Genomic DNA, 19,022 nt, shown 5'->3' with positions numbered 1-19,022 from the left:
GTTAATTTAATCTTGTTTAGGTTGTACAAATCTTTTAAAAGGTATAACAGCTTGAACTCCATCAGAATTATATATATAGACTTTGCCACTTCCTCTTCCAAATACATAATTTGTTCTCCCTTCAGCTCCTGATATATCTTGTGGAGAAGGGTTTTGAGTAAAACTATATGTATTAGGAGTACTACTACTTATTGTATTGAGATCAACATTATCTGTCACAGTACCACTTTGATGACTATGAAAAACAGATTTAGTTTTAGAATTTGATGTTAAAGGTACAGTAGCGGTATTTTTATATTTAGGGCTAGTTACCTCCCCTGGCTCAGTTGGAACAACTTCACCATCATTTTGAACTGTTCCTCCATATTCCCTATTATTTGCATCGCCTGTACCCCCACTTCCATCATCTTGAGAAACTATATCTGCCATTGCTTGTCTTGTTTCTTGCGATCCTTCTATTTCTATAGAATTATCATATGCTATACTGTTCTTTTCAAAGGCATCTGAATTACCAGAGTTAGCTTTTATAAATTTTTCTGTTTCTTTTACTTTTTTCTTAGACAATCCAGCACCCTTCACAGTAGTACCATCTAAACTTACAAATGCTTTTGTTTTAGTCTTGATTACATATACTTTTTCATCTGGTTTTCCATCATTACCAATAATATTGCCTTTGCTATCTAAAAAATCTCCAGCCAAACGTCCATCCAAATCCACAAAACGAATAGGATTATTCAACATTGCAACATAAGAAGAGGTAGAAACAAACTTCTCAGCCAAAGGATCAACTCCCCACCAACGACCAAGCTGTAAATCTACATTTCTCGCCCCATGGTCATTCCAATAAAGACCAAAAGATTCCTCTTTCTCCTTACCATTGTACTGAAAACGATGCTCATCTGTATTACCTAAACTCTGCAAATCAAGCTCCTCAATACCTTTCATATTCATACCGAAAGGATAGTAATGATTCTCTTGAACTACAACAGCAACAGTAGCTTCGGTTTTTTCAATAATAAATTCATCAAAATAAACTTTATCAGAGCTACTATTATCAATGTAAACAGATAGATTTCCATCTTGTGAAATATCAAGATTAGAAACGAGTTTTTCCCAAGAAATAGCCGATGAAATAGTCAGTTTTTCTCGTTTCTCAAAGATAAGACTATCCGTAGAATCTCTTAGCTCCAAAACTAACTCGCCTTTCGGTACAAAATAAGTATCAGGTTCTAAACCTTTTGCTTTTTTGGCTCGGTTCAATGCTCGCAAGTTACGGATTACTGGTATAAAATCCAATAGATTTAATTGTACTTTTGGAGGTTGTATAGTTTCCGTTCGGGCTGGTGTTATTTCTGGATTTAATGGAATTTCTATTTCTTGTTGTGTCGGATTGGTATTTATGCTACCAGCAACCACACCACCAAGAGAAAGTAAAACATCTTTTTTCGCTTCTGCAATCGCTTTTGTTGGGTCAGTTTCGGCAATGGCTGGGTCGTGTGTTGCAAAAACACTCGCTTTTATTCTATCGCCTTTTTTGACTTTTATAGTCTTCGAAATGGCTTGTTTTGAGTTTTCTAGCTCTGCCGAATAATGACCTTCTTTGTCTTTTTGGTCGCTTCGTGCTGCTGCTACATTTTCAAATTCTTTTTCTTCTTCCGTAGCTTTTTCGTTTTCCATTGTCAAAGAAAAACGCTCTCTTTCGCTGTCTTCTTGTGCTTGGAAGGCTACACGTAAGTTACCCAAATGGTCTTTGTAGTGGTATTCGTAAACAAAATTTCTTTCTTTTTTTACGATTCTGCCCTCTGCTGTGCCGAAAAAGGCTAGTTTCAACTCTGGATCTGTACTGTTTTGTTCGTAAATAAAACCGTTTTTGTAATACGTAGTACGCAACGTAACGCCTTGTTCTACAATCTCACTTTTTAGTTTTATTCCTGCTGCATCATACGTATTGATGATTTCATTTCCTGTTTCAAAAACAATTCTTTCAGGTAGATTTAGATGATTATAGATAATCTTAGCAATACCTTTATTATTATCAATAAGTAAGTTTCCATTTTTATCATAACCATAATCAGGTGCAGAACTTTGGTTGTTATCTTGAAAATCGCCTGCTATACCAGAGTTTTGACCTGCGCCATCTGCTACATCCATCAAACGATTGCTACGAATTCCGTTTCTGCCTACACTATACGTATAGTACAAATCGTCTATCTGACCGTATTGTTTGTCGATTTGAGTAGGGTCTTCTTCTGAAATTTTCATCTCTAAAAGTCCATTACGAGCCAAACTCAAAATATTTCCATTGTGGTCGTAATTGATATTTTCGACAGAATAATCTTCACCTTCATATTTTGAAGTTCCATCATTGAAATATTTTGCTCCTTTCAAACGGTTGAGTTTGTCATAATCAAACTCATATCCACGCTGTACAGCATCTGTAACCGTTTTCCATTGTACTGCACCAATATTTCCATTATACTGGTTAGCTTCATCGTAATAAATTTGAAAAGCAAATAATTTGCTCTCTTCGCTTTGTTTTATGTTTTCTAATTCATTGATATGCGTAAGCCATCCTCTGATATTATACTTAAAAGTAATATCTTGTAAAGGCGTTTGTCTATGCAACCCTTTGCCTTTTACCTGTCCTACTTCGTTGTAACGGACATTTGAAAGCAAAATCGTTTCTTCTTGATTTACTCTGTGATAGGTTTGAAGCAAACGTCCTGCGTGGTCGTATTCAAACTTTTGTTGTACCACAACTGGCTCAATCTGACTTTGGTGTTCTTGATACGTATTCAAAACTTTTCCACTAAAATCATATAGATTCGTCATAATATCCCAATCGCCACCTGTTTGTTGCGTCTGTGTTTGGATAGAACGGTGGTAGTCATCGTAATAAATCACACTCGCCAACCACTCACCATTATCATCCAAAACTCTCGTTTTGCTTACTGTGGTTAGTCCTCTAACGGTTGCAGCTTGTTCTTCTTCCAAAACTAAAGGATTTGATGCAAATAAGAAATTTTCTGCTTCTGCTTCTTCATCAAAAATATCACAATAGCCATCGTAATAAATTACGCTAAGTACTTCTTTTGTACTTTCCAAAATAGGAAAACTGATATTTGAATACCCAAAAGGAACATCAATTTCTCTATACTCATACATATTTTGTTCGTCTTGGTCTTCAATTTCGCTTTGAAGTTCTGCTACTGTTTTGTTAGACGAATACAAACCAGACATTACAGGACGATTAAGAGCATCATATTTGGTAAATGTCCATTCATTTTGTTTCATCTGATTTGGCGTTTGTGCCAAAATCATTCTATCACGCTCATCATAGATAAAAGTAGATTCTCCTTCTTGCCCCGGAATCCATTTTTTGTGTACTCTTCCTCTTCCATCGTACTGATAAGAGAATGTCCAGTTTGTTACTTCTTGTGGGATAAGATATACTACTTCAATGCCATAGCGATTTTTTACACCTTCTGGCTGAATGATAAATTGAGGTTTTTTGAGGAAACGTTTGTGATAAACATAGTAGGTTTCGACAGGAGTTGCTGTGTTTTCCTCACTTCCTCTCTTTTTAGGGTCTTCTTTAGGATCTTCTTTAGAAGCTTTTCCCATTTCAGTACGCTGCAAAATAAGTCTTCCTAATTTGTCGGTAAACTGCCATGTTTTTGTTCCATGTTCATCTTGCGTTTCATTTACCCAAAGCTCGCCATCTGCATAAAAATTATCTGACATTAATTGTCCAGAAGATGCATCATAATACCATTGATGAACTACATCTGCTATTGTATTTGGTCTTTCAGATGCTTTTATGGTATTTCCAGTTTGCAAACTATATGCTTCTCCTTGTGCTGCTTGTTCCAAAACACGGCTGTATGGAGAGTTTTCAAATACCTTTTCTGAGTATGGAATTTTTGTAGTTGCATAATCTGCTACTGGGTCAAGATAAAAAGCTGCTTGCTCAGTCGCTGCATTTTGTTGGAACGGATTACTATTATTTGTTCCTGTGTGAGGTAAAAACCCTTTCGGCATTCGTCCAAACTCATCGTATTCTATGTGCTGAATGATATTATTTCCATTTGGAGATGCTTCTAGTTGTACGGTTTGCTCGTCTCTTCCCAGTCCATCAAAGAAACCAAAGGCTACTGCTTTTCCATTGTTATTGATTGGTAAAGCGTCAATCTCTGCTTGTGTTTTGACAGGAGAAAGCATCGTTTCCGAACGAATATAATTTTTATCATAGTCAGGATTCGGAACACTATAATTTTCAGTAGGAATAGGCTCAAGAGTTTGGTCTTTGAATGGAGAACAGAAAACTACATCTCTTTCTATTCCTAAAAGTGCATGTACTTGTTTTGATACCTCACAAACTCCATTAGAAGCTACAAGTGTATAAGTAGTGTTTTCAGTAGGTGTTTGTGTAAAAGTAGCTCCTGTTCCTAATTGCGTTGTTTGAGTCTCATCATACCATGTATAAGTAACTGGTTCTGCTGAGGAAGCTGTGAAAGTTACGTCTTCTCCTAACAAAAAGTAGGTAGTTTCTGGAGTTACATCTACATTTAATGCAGGCGCAACTGAAAGAGTTATTTGGTCATACGTTTCATTTCCACAATTATCTATACCTTTCAAATCCACGACAGTAGGCATTGTAACAGACATTTGCACATTTTGAGACGTGCTAAATACTTGACCATTCACGCTCCACTCATACGAGTTTACTCCATTTCCATACAACCAAAAATCATTTCCACTACAAACTGTTGTAGATGCTGTAGAAATAGAAACACCTCCACTAGAAACAATTACCCCTCTACTTGCACTAAACGAACAGCCATTTTTTGTGCCTGTTACTTGTACCACAACACTACCAACAGGTATTATGGTAGCACCTGTTCCTCCTCCAGAAATAGAACCATTTCCACTAACAATCTGCCAAGTATATGAAGTTTGAGCATCTCCTCCCACTACTGACATATTTGCAGTTTCTCCAAAACAAATATGTGTTCTATCTACGCTAAGACTAAAAGAAGGAGCTTGACCTACAGAAACGGTTGTAGAAGTTGAAGCACCTGCTGCGTCAGTAACTGTAATGGTTACATTTCCTGCTGAAGTAGGATTTAGAGTAGCAAAACCAAAAGTTCCATTTTGAGAAGCTATTGGAATACTAGCCGAAAATGAATAAGGAGGTGTTCCACCACTTGCATTTGCTCCGATAGATTGTCCTGTACAAGCATTATTTGCACCAATGGAAAGAGGTGCCCCTGTTACTGTAACATTAGTAGATAAACTTGTAGAACCACAAGGTGTAGTTATTTGTACAGAATAAGAAGTATTATTCGCAGGCGAAACAGTAATACAAGAACTTGTTGATCCCCCTGGACTCCAAGAATAACTTGTACCACCACTTGCACAAAGTGTTGTAGATTGCCCTGATTGGATAGTAACAGGATTTGTAACTGTTGCTGGAGGATTTACTTGGATAGTTACCGAACTTGTAGTTGTACAGTTTCCACTTGTACCTGTAACAGATACAGTATGTGATCCTGCACTTGTGGGTGTAAAAGTAGCCGTACTTCCACTTCCACTAGCTCCTGTCCAAGAATAACTCGTATATCCTGATGCTGTGAGAGTTACTTGTTGTCCAATACAGGCTATGGTAGTAGATGGTGATATGGATACAGGAGCGCAAGAAACTTGTACTTGAAAAGTTGCTGATTTTCCACAACCGTCATTTACAGAAATGGTATGAGTTCCAGGTGTTGTCCAACAGACTTCTATACTAGATGTATTTGTAGTCGTTCCAGCTATTGTTCCACCTGACGCACCCCAACTAGTAGTAACACAAGCATTTCCCCAACTTCCTAAGGAGTAAGTGCTACATTGCGCAACTGTTCCAGTAGAAGAACCATTAATTTGAGCAGAAACGTGAAAGAAAACTAAAAATGAGAATAGTAACGTTAATAAATATTTCATTGTAAAATCAGATAAAATAGTAAATACAGTTTTTTTGAATGTTTTTTAAGAAAGCTCTGTGAGCTTTTCATTTTTAGTTTCCTTTATATTCGTAATCGGTACGTTTAATAATATTTCCTTCTTGGTCACGTATTATATGTAAGCGTTGTAGTTCATCATACTCATAAAAGGTAGAGTTATGATTGACATTTGTTTCAGAAGTAACTCCAATAAGAGGTGTATAAGTACGTGTAATCATGTGTGCTTCTAGAGGATGTAAACGTACTTCATCTATTAAGAAACCATCTTGCCCAGAACCACTTCCAATTATAACAATACTTCTTTCAGTTTCAGTTTCAAGTCTAAATTCTATATGTAACCATTCATTGGGGGAATTAAAAGTTTTTGTTTTATCTAAAACTGTAATTGTTCCTTTACCTTTTACCCACACAGAAAAGAGATACTTGCCCCTTGGTAAATTATCTTTTACATTAATAAAATCTAATAACTTAAAACTTTTTGTTCCTGTACGTGCCTCTGAGCTATTTCCACCTTCTTCCTCAAAAGATGTATGAAAGATTTGGTCTTGAGAAGCATTTATCACTTCTGCAATAGGATAAGTATTTTTATATCCCCAAATATAAGATTTATGTACATCTTTTACTTTTCCAAACTCTAATGGGTTTCCAAACTCATCGTATTTGTAATATTCTAATCGTTTTTCATAACGAGAGTCACTCAGAAATTCTCCTTGTGCATTAATAAAAGAAGGAATAAAATTTACTATTCCATCGTCTGAAACAGCAGAGTTTGCTTCTAATTGATGTATTTCTTTCAAATGAGGTTTGTCTGAATTATAGACCATTCTTTGAGCAGAAATAGTCTTTTCTTGATTTGTTGAGTTATCTAATTCTGTTGTATAAGTTTCGACAGCAGCACCTACCACATTTTTATCTTGCAGATAATAAATACCTTTACTCACATTATCAGAAGTAGGCAATACATTCCCATAATCAAGAGGGTATTTTGTATAGGTAATTAGCGTTTTTCCATCTACTATCGTTTCAGTACGAATGGGCAAGGTATGGCGAGCATCTTCATTATAGAAATAATTTGTAGTTTGTTCTTTTAGTAGTTGGGAGTTATTTGGATCATATGTTTTCTGGGTAGTGCTATATAGGCGTTGCCACGATGATATTGTTTGATAATTCACATAGGCAGCAGTACCTGATGCTCCAGACCCTAATACTCTTTCTATCTTTATGTTCAATACTTGTTTAGTGCCACCTTCCTCATAGTTATTAGTTGTTTGACTTAATAAATGATACTCATCACTGTCATCTTTTGAATAACTCTCTGTAGATAGTAGTTGCCCTCTATGAGACTCGTATGAAGTTATAGCAAAAGGTTGCTCATATAATTCGTGTTCTACTAAAATATCCTCAGTAAATGAATAATTATTAACTACTTTTCCGAGTTCCTTATTCAACCCAGTATAAGTAGTTACTCTTTTATACCCTACTTGTCCTCCTTGTGTACTTACGATTGGATAATGACTACTAGAAGACAAAGTAAATCCCCAACCTCTACAAAAAGGAAAGTAAGAAGGAGATTTTACATTCCTCAACTCACTTGCCATTTTGCCACTACTTGTACCATTTTCAGCTTTATATTCATATTGTTTAACAATAGGATCTGAAAACTCATTAGCATAAGATTTTATTTCTTTTATTCTTAATCCTCCAGCCATTTTTTCTTGTGTGTAGATCCCTTCTTCCCAGTTATAGTTTATCGAAAACTCCCTAACTTGTGTTGGATATTCATCATAAACAATATTACAAATGAGTTTATAAGTTCCATTTTGTAATTGTACATAGCCTGCTTCTTGACGTATAATAAAAGGAATAAATGTAGGGTCTGTTAGACTTTCAATTCTTACTTCTACTCCACAAGTAAGAGTACCAAATCCATCTGAACAGTTCAGTTCGCTAATATTCCAATATAAGGTTGTTTTATGTATTCCTTGTGATGGTTCAGGAACATCATTTATCTCAAAAATCTGCTCTGTAATAGGGTTCAAATTATCTTCTATTACGTTCATTGTTTCACTTTTATAAACATGTTCATTTCTATATCCTAAAGGAAACTTATCTATATCTGTAGTAGTATTTGCTTCATATTCAAATTCTGTAAAACCTCCTGTAGGATAAATTATTTTTTCTAATATCCCTGCTTTCATATACTCTTGACTAGGTAATCTATTTGCACCCTTATCATATACTACACTAACATCAGATACTCCAGGGAAGTATACTTCTACTTTTGGTATTAATGTTAATATATCTATCCCATCATTTTCTCTTCTTCCATTATAAAACCCCCAAAAGTCCATTTGACAAGAGAAGCGTTCAGGAAGTGGAAGTGAATTATATTGGAAAATATGAGGAGGTAGATGCAAACCTTCATTACTTTCTTGAATTTTATCTAAACGTAATTTTTTTGAACGTTGTAAGTCGGATTCAAATACTCCATCGTATTGACTCAACCCAGCAGAAGCAAAATAACTATAAGACAAATCAAATTCTTTTATAGGCTCGTTATTATTATTACTAACTATGATTTTAGTCAAAGCATTTGCAGCATTTCCTCCTCCATTCAACATGGAGTTTAAATCATCTCTTTCAAAATTTGCTGTAAATTCTACTTTTTGATGTTTGCTGACTATTGATTCTAAAATTGGAGTCTCTGCCGATGATCCCGTGGAATATCTCTTGAAACCGAAGCCATTACTACCACAATCTAATGATTCTACTCTCTTTGTATATTTTTCTCCACTTCTATATTGACTTTGAGATTGTTCTATTCTATAATTAAACTCTATCTTACTATTTTCAGTTACATCTTCTATTTCTGTAATGTACCAAGCTGAGATTATACTACGACCATTATCGTCAGAAAGAGTACTAGTAGCAAATTCAATAGCTGATCTACTTCCATCTTTGGTACTTCCAAAATAATATTTATTACCACTAGCATCAGTCAATATCCAAGCAGATGCATAATTATCTACCTTTTCCACTTTAAAATCTTGTTTGTTTGTAAACAAGATTTCATTATTTTCTCCAAAAAAGAAAGTACCTGAAATACCATTTATATTATATATATATAAATCCGATTCTATATCTCTACTACCCCAAATCGCATCTTGCATTAGAGGAATACTTGTTTGACCTCCTCTAAGAATACCAAGTATATTACTTCTTCTTTCCATATCAAACTCATCAGGAATTCCCCTTACCTGTCTAGTAATAACTCCACCTGCATTCAAACTCCAGCCTAAACCAACCCAACTTGCTATCTCTTCTACACGCACACCACCTGCATGATAACTCAAACTAATAGGCAAAGAAAGACTACCATCTTGAATAGAAGTAAGTGGAATAGAAATTTGTGGAATTCCTGTGTATAAACCCACAGGTACTTCTCCGTATTTACCTAAACTAGCTGTATTAGGAGAAGGGGGAAAGATTTTTACTTCTAAAGGATCAGGTTCTGCACCTGTTGCACCTCCACCACGCTGTGCATTTGCAACTGTGTAAAAAGATACTAAAAATACAATAAGAGAGAGTAGGTAATTCTGAAATAATTTCATGGTCGTGCCTTTACAAATAAAAATAGAGTTAGTTGAAGGCACAAATGTATTACATTATAAATCAGCTTCAAACTCAATAGCAAAAATAGATATAAAATAGCTTTTTTTAACAAAATAATAATCTAAAAAACCCACTACACACCGAATTTTACTTTACATTTTTCTAAAATATCAGAACTTCATAAAAAAACATATTTGCGTAAAGTTGCATTTTAATCAGTTTTAATTAAACTATTTTGAAATAAAAGTTCTAAATAAAAATTACTTTTTACAACTGGTTTATTTTTACTCTTTTTTGAATTTCTAAAACACGTCATTATTTACAAAAAAATAACTTTTACACTTTATTTTTGCTATTGAAATAGTAATACTAATCGTAATCAATGAACTATTCCATTAGCCTATTTGGTAGGTTTTTTCGTGCAAAATTTTGTCTAAACTATTTTTCAAACGAATCGTTCTTAGAGTTTTAAAGCAAGAATAAAAATTACTTTTCTATAAAAATATTTTCTCAAAATATATGGCTTACAACGAACTAAAAAGCAATCAACTTTTAGAACTCAAAACTATTAAAGACCTCAAAAATGCAGGTTATCAGTCCAAAACAATTAAAGAAGAATTAAGAGATAATCTAATCCAAAGCCTACAAAATAATGGAAACCCATTTGAAGGTATTTATGGATACGAACAAACAGTTATTCCAGATATAGAAAGAGCTATTCTTTCACGTCATAATATCAATCTTTTGGGACTTCGTGGACAAGCAAAAACTAGAATTGCTCGTTTGATGGTCGGTCTTTTAGATGAATATATTCCTTTTGTGAAAGGTTCAGAACTCAACGACGACCCTCTCAATCCTCTTTCACGCTTTGCAAAAGATTTGATTATAGAAAAAGGAGACAGTACAGAAATTGAATGGCTTCATAGAGACGAACGCTACGCCGAAAAACTAGCAACTCCTGATGTAACCGTTTCAGATTTGATAGGCGATGTCGATCCTATTCGTGCAGCAAATTTGAAATTGAATTATTCTGACGAACGAGTAATTAATTTTGGTCTTATTCCACGTTCGCACCGTTGTATTTTTGTAATCAATGAACTTCCTGACCTTCAAGCACGCATTCAAGTTGCTTTATTTAATATTTTACAAGAAGGAGATATTCAGATTCGTGGTTTCAAATTGCGTCTTCCTTTAGATATTCAGTTTGTATTTACTGCCAATCCAGAAGATTATACCAATCGTGGAAGTATCGTAACTCCTCTAAAAGATAGAATTGGAAGTCAGATTATTACACATTATCCGACCACTTTAGAGATTAGTAAAAAAATTACGCATCAAGAATCTAGGCTTGCAGAAGAGCAAAAAGAAAAAATACACGTAGGCGAAATTGCAACCGATTTGGTAGAACAAATTTCTTTTGTAGCAAGAGATAGCGAATATGTCGATGAAAAAAGTGGTGTTTCGGCTCGTCTGACCATTTCAGCGTATGAAAATTTGGTTTCTGCTGCCGAAAGAAGAATGCTAATTAATAATGAAAAATCTACTTCTGTCAGAATGAGTGATTTTAGAGGTGTTGTTCCTGCCATTGCTGGTAAAATAGAATTGGTATATGAAGGCGAACAAGAAGGAGCAGGAATTGTAGCCGAAAGTTTGATAAATAAATCTATTCGTGAGCAGTTTTTAAAATTCTTTCCAGACCCAGAAAAGCAAAAGAAACTCAAAGAAGATGGCTTATATTATATGATGCTCAAATGGTTTGGCGATGGAAATACAGTTGATATAATGAATGATGCTTCACAAAAAGAATATGAAAAACAGCTCAAACAAGTTCCTTTATTAGAAAAAATTATAACACAAAAACATCCAAAAGCAAAAGGCGATGAAAAACTCTTTTTGATGGAGTTTTTGTTACACGGTTTGGCTGAATATTCTGCTCTCAATAAAAATGTATTGGCAAATGGTCTTGTATTTAAAGATTTATTTAGTTCTATGTTTTCGATGCCTGAAAATGATGACGATGATGAATTTGATGAGTATTAGGAGTCTAGAAATTGGAAATTAGAGAATACATTTAACTGCTTTGATTTTAAATATTACAAAATACAACAATTATGAATTACAAACTTTTTGGAAAAAGTGGTTTACGTGTATCTGAACTTTGTTTGGGTACAATGACTTTTGGCGAAGAATGGGGAACAGGTGCAGATAAAGAAACCAGCAAGAAAATGTTCGAAACATTCGCTAACGCAGGTGGTAATTTTTTAGACACAGCCAATCGTTACACAGAAGGAACAAGTGAAAAATATGTAGGTGAATTTATCCATTCGGATAGAGATTATTTTGTTTTGGCTACAAAATATACACTCTATGATAATAAAAAAGACCCAAATGCAGCAGGAAATCATCGTAAAAATATGATGCGTTCTATTGAAACAAGTTTGAAGCGTTTGAATACAGACTATATAGATTTGCTTTGGGTTCATATGTGGGACGGAACAACACAGGAAGAGGAAATGATGCGTGGACTTGATGACCTTATCAGTAGTGGAAAGGTTCATTATATTGGAATTTCGGATACGCCTGCTTGGGTAGTTTCGAAGGCAAATACATTAGCTCATTTTAGAGGTTGGTCGCAGTTTGTGGGCTTGCAAGTTGAGTGGAGTTTGATAGAACGCACCGTAGAACGTGATTTGATTCCGATGGCTAAAGATTTTGAACTTGCCATTACTCCTTGGAGTCCGTTGGGTTCTGGTATCTTGACAGGAAAATATAATGACAAAATGATTGAAAATGGTCGTCTTTCATCTGAAAGTGTCAAATACAATGAGCATAATCTAAAAATTGCTAAAAAAGTAGTAGAAATTGCTAATAATTTACGAGTTTCTCCTGCACAGGTTGCACTTGCTTGGCTCAAAACACAAGATTCGTGTTTTTCTAAGGTAATTCCGATTATTGGAAGCCGAAATGTAAATCAATTAGAAGATTCTTTGGGTTGTTTGAAGGTAGAACTTTCATCAGATATTTTAGAAGAGTTAGATAAAGTAAGTGAAATTGATTTGGGTTTTCCTCATAAATTTTTGAAATCTGATAATGTTCAAAATCTTGTTTTTGGAGATAATAAAGATAAAATTATTCGATAGACAAAACCATTCATTGAGACTCAAATGAAGTTCATCAACAAAGAAAAAGCTCCCTTATTCTGCAAAGAAAAGGGAGCTTTTTGTATAAACATTTTACTTATTTACTCCACAATAATCGCTTTAGAATAAGTGTTTCCATTTTGATTAAAATGAATGAGATATATTCCTTTCGGCTGATTTTTGAGGTCAATGGTAAATTTCTGACTTCCTTTTTCAAAAGTTTGTGTTTTGATGCTTCTACCGATGCCATCAAAAACAGTTACTTGCGTATCTGCTGATAAAGAAGTTCCAAAACGAACATTGAAAATACCTGTACTTGGATTTGGATAAATACTAAATGTATCTTTTTCTAGTTGAGTTGTTGCTTGAATTTTGTTTGGAATTCTAGCACCACTTCCACAAAAAGAAACTACAAAACTACCTGCTGATGCATTTGGTGTATGAATCGATACATCACCTACAAGTGCATCCATAATCGCTGATTCTTGATGAATAAGAACATTATTTTTGAAATATTTAATCATATTTCCATCTCTTGCCACACTAAATTTATCCCCTACTTGATAAGTTGTACTTCCACCTGAAGTAGAGTTATAACCTGAATAAGCAACACCACTTGAAGAAAGATACCACGCATATTTGATGGAAGTATAGCTTGCAATCGTATTTGGAATAGCCAAACCAAACATATAAGATGCCTTTTGAGCAACTGTATTGAGGATAGAACCTGAACTACTGGCTGCTAACGTATTACTCGTTGTTGCGCCTGCTGACCAAGAAGCTGCAGATGTACTTTTAGTAACTGTTGAACCACTGACTGAAACCTCTGTTTGATTCACAAAAGTATTTTGGTAACTCAAAAAGACTGTTTTAGTCAATGTTCCATAACTACCTGTCGCTGTTACTGTATAATAGCCTCCATTAGTTTGAGGACTCAACGTTGCTGATGAACTTACTGTGTTATTTGCAGCATCTTTCCATTCATACGAAGTAGCAAAATTACCTCCACTTAGACTGGCTGTTGCACTTACACCAGCACTAGGACAAGAAGCAGCAGAACTTGTTACATCAATAGATAAAGGACAATCCGTAAACAAGACTTGAGGTAAAACACCACTTCCTGTATGCATAGTTACATCAGCAAGTAAACTTGAGTTACTTGGTGTGCTACTTGTATAAAAAGAAGAACCATTTTTGGAATAATGAATACTACTTCCAGAACGTTCTATTTTGAAAACATCATTGGCTTGATAGGTTCCAAAATTACCTTTAAAAACACCTTTTTCATAAATGGAAACACTACCTGATGCTGCCAAGTAAATTGCATAATCAATAGAAGTATAACCTGCACCACCTTCTGCTTTAGAAACGCCTATCATATAAGATGAGTTTGGTTGAGCAAGGAATAAAATACCTCCATTTCCAGCAAAAGAAGTTGTAGAGTTTGCAGAGCTACTCCAGTTATTAGAAGTACCTGTTTTCTTTAAATTATCTCCTTCTTGAGTAAAATCTGTCAAACCTGTCCAACTGAGAGATGCTCCTACTAAATAAGAAGAACTATAATCTATTCCTCCTTTTGAAAGTGTAAGTGTATAGCCATTGGCTGGTAGATTGGATATATCTTCTGTGCTAACGGTTGAAAATCCAGGAGCTGACCAAGAATAAGTAAAACCTGTGCCTGTTACATCAATACTACCTAAACTAGAACCACTGCCACAATCAAAATCAGTAACAATAGCCGAATAGGCTTCTCCTCCTGTTGTTCCACAAAATGAATTTTGTAAAACTCCTGCTGTCCCATTAAGTGTATGAATGGAAACATCAGCTACCAAACGTTCTCCTGTAAACACTGCAGACTGATAAACAACAACTTCATTTTTATAGAATTTGATTTGACTTCCCTCTCGTCCTACTCTCAAATTATCGCCTACTTGATAAGCTACACCTGCTCCTGATTGAGCATTATAATTAGGATAAGCAATCCCACCTTTTGAAACATACCACGCATATGTAATGGAAGTATAGCTTGCATCTGTGTTTGATTTGGCTAAACCAAACATATAGGAAGTGGAAGTGGAAGTGATTGTGTTATTGACCCATCCATCTACTGTAGGACTCAACTGTTGGGTAGAATTAGCTCCACTTGTCCAGCCTTGTGTACCTGTTTTGGAGACAACATTACCTACAACAGAAACATTATTTTCATTTTCCCAAGTAATGATATTACCAATAACGACAGATTTACTAAGAACCAAACCAGCACTTGCAATAGTAGCTGTTACTGTATAAGTGCCATTCGGTTTGCCTGTGATACTAGCTGTAGTTTCTCCACCACCTGACCAACTATAGGTAACAGGAAGAACTTCTCCTACTAAACTTGCCACTGCACTGCCTGAAGTAGTAGCAGGACAACTATTTGAAGTCGTAGAAACGACTAAAGAAATAGGACAACTCGTAAATTGAACTTGAGGAATTGATGAAGAAGCATTGTGTAGAGTAGCACTCACAAATAAATCTGTACTTTTAGCATTGGTCTGAGTGCGAAAAGGAACACCATTTTTAGAGTATGTAATGGTTGTGCCACTACGAGTGATACGGAAAATATCGCCAGATACATAATTACCATGACTTCCTATATAATTTCCTTGTTGATAGACTTCTACTTCTCCCAGTCTATTTAGATAAATAGCATATCCAATATCCGAAAAACCAACAGTATTATTGAGATAAGAAAGACCAACAATATAGGAGTTTGTTGTTTCAGAGGCTGTAAATACAATACCTCCATCACCTATTACTCGTTCTACTGAATTTGCATCACTATCCCAACCTGTAGTAGCTCCTTTGACTAATTCTTTCTCTGCATTCACTGTAAAATTAGTCAAATCTGTCCACGTCAAATCATAGCCTACTTCATAAGTCGCTGTATAATCAGTTCCACCATCACTAATCGTAACTGTATATTCGCCTGCTGCTAATCCAGAAATATCTTCTGTCGTTGCTCCTGTATTCCAAAGATAAGTAGGACTTCCTGTGCCTCCTGTTACTGTTAAATCAATAGCTCCTGTGCCTCCTCCAGAACAGCCTATACTTGTGATGGTCGAAGTGAAGGTAGGAGGAGTTATAGTAGTTCCTGCTTCTCCAGTACCAGTTGTTTCAAATGTATTTGTTCCTGCACAATCATTGTAAGCATAAACTCTAAAGAAATATTGTGTACTAGGGTCTAATCCTGTAACTACAATATTAGGGTTAGTAGAAATACCTGCATAAATAACCTGTTCCCCTGCATCATTCCAACTCAAATCTGCTGTTGGAAGAGAAACTGCATTCGTAGGAGCAGTAAAGCTATTTGTACTATTTATTTTAATGACATAACCTGTTGCTCCTCCTGTTGGTGCATCATAACTTACAATATCTAATGTACTAAGTGTTGGGTTATTTCCTGCTAATAAAGTTGTAACCTGTGCTGTTGGGGCAGTACAAGCAGAAAGTGTCGTAAAACTAATTTCATTTCCATAAGAAGTTCCTTCGCTATTAATGGCATACGAACGAACAAAAACAGTAGTAGCAGAAGGTAATCCTGTTACATTTTGATTGAAAACTCCTGTTCCTGTTCCTATTTGTACTTTATTATTTGAAGTAGTAGGTGCTGTACTTGTTCCCCACACAATGCCTCTTTCGGTTACTGTTGCTCCTCCATCATCTGTTACATTTCCTCCTAAATCGGCTGTAGTGGCTGTTACATTGGCTTGGGCTGTGGTGGTTACTGTGGGAGGGGTAAAAGCTGCAAATTCTAAATTGTCAATTCCTACATAACTTATACTTCCTGTAGTTTGAAATTCTAGTTCATCAATAGTGAAGCCTGCATAGATGTCCATATTAATAAATGTAAAACCTTCATTTATAGATTGTTGGTCATTAAGTTCAGCAGATAAAATGGTTCTTGTAAATTGAGTTACACCATTATTCTTTCCTCGCACAATAACAGTTCCGTTAGTTCCATTGACAACACAAGTTTCTGAAGGAAATAACCAAAAACTTTGTGTGTAAAATACACTACTTCCTCCAATTAATAAGCTGGCTGTTAAGTTACCTGTTGAATTACAATTTGCTACATTATCAAAAAGTTTATCACTTCCTCCAATTCCAAAACCAGCAAATTCAGTTATTCTGAATGTATTTGATGTAAATGAAAAATTTTGGTGTGTGACAGCATTCGTAAATGTTAAGTCATTATTTGTAAAAGATTCGAAGGTTTCAGTTGTGGAAGTAGCTGTTGATGGATAAACTCCTATCACTATACTAGAAACTCCTGATGATACCATTCCATCATTTGTATTTATGGCAATCGTATGTTGTCCTACTGATGAGGAAGGATCAAAACTAGCTCCATTGAGTGCAGCATTAATATTTACCAAAGAACCACTTAGGGTTAAATTTGCTGTATTATTACCTGAAACAGTTAGCCCAGTTGTTGTAGATAAAGAGAATGTTCCCCCACCTGTTACATCAATAGCAACAGTTTGGGCATTTCCTTCTCCATCTGAAATACTAATTAGATTACTATTGCCACTATTAAATGTAATAGAAGTCGCACTGTTAGTAGATAAATCTGTATCTTGTAATGTAATGCTAGGTGCTGTATTAGGAGCAAGTGTCGTAAAACTAATCTGATTGCCATAAGAAGTTCCTTCACTATTAATAGCATACGAACGAACAAAAATAGTTGTAGCAGAAGGCAAACCTGTTACATTTTGATTGAAAACACCTGTTCCTATTCCTATTTGTACTTTATTATTTGAAGTAGTAGGTGCTGCACTTGTTCCCCAAACAATACCTCGTTCTGTTACTGTTGCGCCTCCATCAGAAGTTACATTTCCTCCTAAATCGGCTGTAGTGGCTGTTACGTTGGCTTGGGCTGTTGTGGTTACTGTGGCTGGAGAAGCAGGAGCAGAGAAAGTTCCTGTTGAATAGACAATTACGTTTGGTGTGCTTTGTGTTGCAACTGTCATCACTTCATTACTATTGTTAAAACCAACTCCTCCTCTTCCATATGAAAATCCTAATCCTGCTGTTGTAGTATTTGTGTATGCCGTTTCTTTTGCCCAACTACCTCCTGTTGCTGGTAAAGTAGCTACTCTTAAAAGATCATTTCCTGTATCATCAACATAAACTATAGATATGTGATTATTATTATTTATACTCATATCAATAGTGTATCCAATTGACCCATTATCCACTAATGTTTTTACCCAACTACCTGTTGCCTTAGAAGCATACCATAAATCATTAGTTACTCTATTTACATAAGCAATATGAGGTTTATCATTACCATCTATTCTAATAGCATTTACATCAAACTCTTTTACACTAGCAGTAGAAGCATCAACTTCTTCAACAGCCCAACTTCCTGAAATATCAGTTGCATAATATAAGTCTAACTCCGTTCCAGTGTCTCGTTGATAAGAAACATGTGCTTTATCGTTAGAGTCAAAAGCTAAATCTGTAAGTGATATCAGACTTCCACCACCTGTGATTGTTTCTACATCTGTTAAATCAAAAGAACCACCATTTTTTTTGGCATATATTACCTTATAGGTACGTGGAGCATTAGCATCTGAGTATTCATAAACAATAGAAGGATTATTATTACTATCTACAGCAATAGAAGGCCAAGCACCACTAAGCCATCCATTAGGATTAGTATAAAGTTGTACCTCTAAGAAACTCCAAGTAGTGGTACTACGGTCATAAAAACCATAATAAATACCTCGTTCTTGTCCACAACAAGAAGCGTCTTCTTGTATTTGCAATGCTACATGAATATCATCATTAGCATCAATTGTAAAAGAAAATCCATAAAAGTAATCTACTAAAGGATCTCCTATAATACCTTTAGTAATTGAAGTAAGTGAAGACCAATTAGTTCCATTCCAAGTATATATACTCAACTGTGGATTAGTAGGTCCTGTGTCATTAATCCAAGCACTATGAAAAGTTCCTGTAGGTCCAGTTGCGACAGCACTTACAGTTGAACCAGCAGAAGCATTGCCAGAAACAGTTGCTACACTGCCAGTATTCCAAGTAGTTACTTGTGCATTTGTATTAGAATAGAATAATAGCAGAACTAAAATTCCAAAAGTTTGTAGTAGTCTTATTATTTTCATATTTAAAAATAGGATTTATGAATGATAGAAAATGAATTACTTAGTTGCCATGGTTAATAAGCTAACAACTGTTTATAATTTAAGTAAAAAAAAGTGTTGCT

At 35.1% G+C, this 19,022-nt stretch carries 5 protein-coding genes; 2 read left to right on the top strand and 3 right to left on the bottom strand.

Annotation, left to right across the window (positions count from 1 at the left end):
• Positions 1–6 precede the first annotated feature (6 nt).
• A complete protein-coding gene (locus ACE193_RS23170) occupies positions 7–5,982 on the bottom strand; it encodes a DUF6443 domain-containing protein (RefSeq protein ID WP_375560562.1) in 5,976 nt (1,991 codons plus the stop codon).
• Between the two features lie 73 nt (positions 5,983–6,055).
• Positions 6,056–9,655: a hypothetical protein gene (locus ACE193_RS23165; RefSeq protein ID WP_375560561.1), complete on the bottom strand. Its 3,600-nt coding sequence runs from the start codon at positions 9,653–9,655 to the stop codon at positions 6,056–6,058.
• A gap of 478 nt (positions 9,656–10,133) precedes the next feature.
• Between ACE193_RS23165 and ACE193_RS23160 the strand changes: the two genes are divergently transcribed.
• Together ACE193_RS23160 and ACE193_RS23155 are read left to right on the top strand one after the other, a co-directional pair.
• Positions 10,134–11,654 (top strand): magnesium chelatase, encoded by a 1,521-nt coding sequence (locus ACE193_RS23160; RefSeq protein ID WP_375560560.1) that lies wholly within the window; start codon positions 10,134–10,136, stop codon positions 11,652–11,654.
• 71 nt (positions 11,655–11,725) lie between these two features.
• Entirely contained in the window at positions 11,726–12,754 is a 1,029-nt protein-coding gene (locus tag ACE193_RS23155; protein ID WP_375560559.1) for an aldo/keto reductase, read from the top strand.
• Between the two features lie 101 nt (positions 12,755–12,855).
• Here ACE193_RS23155 and ACE193_RS23150 read toward each other — a convergent pair whose 3' ends face one another.
• Positions 12,856–18,921, bottom strand: coding sequence for a T9SS type A sorting domain-containing protein (locus tag ACE193_RS23150; RefSeq protein WP_375560558.1), 6,066 nt, complete (start codon positions 18,919–18,921; stop codon positions 12,856–12,858).
• Positions 18,922–19,022: the final 101 nt, after the last annotated feature.

The sequence above is a fragment of the Bernardetia aquimarina genome (assembly GCF_042180575.1).
Lineage (GTDB): Bacteria > Bacteroidota > Bacteroidia > Cytophagales > Bernardetiaceae > Bernardetia.
Note: the sequence above shows the minus strand (reverse complement) of the source record. Positions and strands in the feature narration are given on the sequence as shown.

Coding starts and splice junctions, on each gene's coding strand:
- ACE193_RS23170 (WP_375560562.1), bottom strand. CDS start 5,982: ATGAAATATTTATTAACGTTACTATTCTCATTTTTAGTTTTCTTTCAC.
- ACE193_RS23160 (WP_375560560.1), top strand. CDS start 10,134: ATGGCTTACAACGAACTAAAAAGCAATCAACTTTTAGAACTCAAAACT.
- ACE193_RS23155 (WP_375560559.1), top strand. CDS start 11,726: ATGAATTACAAACTTTTTGGAAAAAGTGGTTTACGTGTATCTGAACTT.
- ACE193_RS23150 (WP_375560558.1), bottom strand. CDS start 18,921: ATGAAAATAATAAGACTACTACAAACTTTTGGAATTTTAGTTCTGCTA.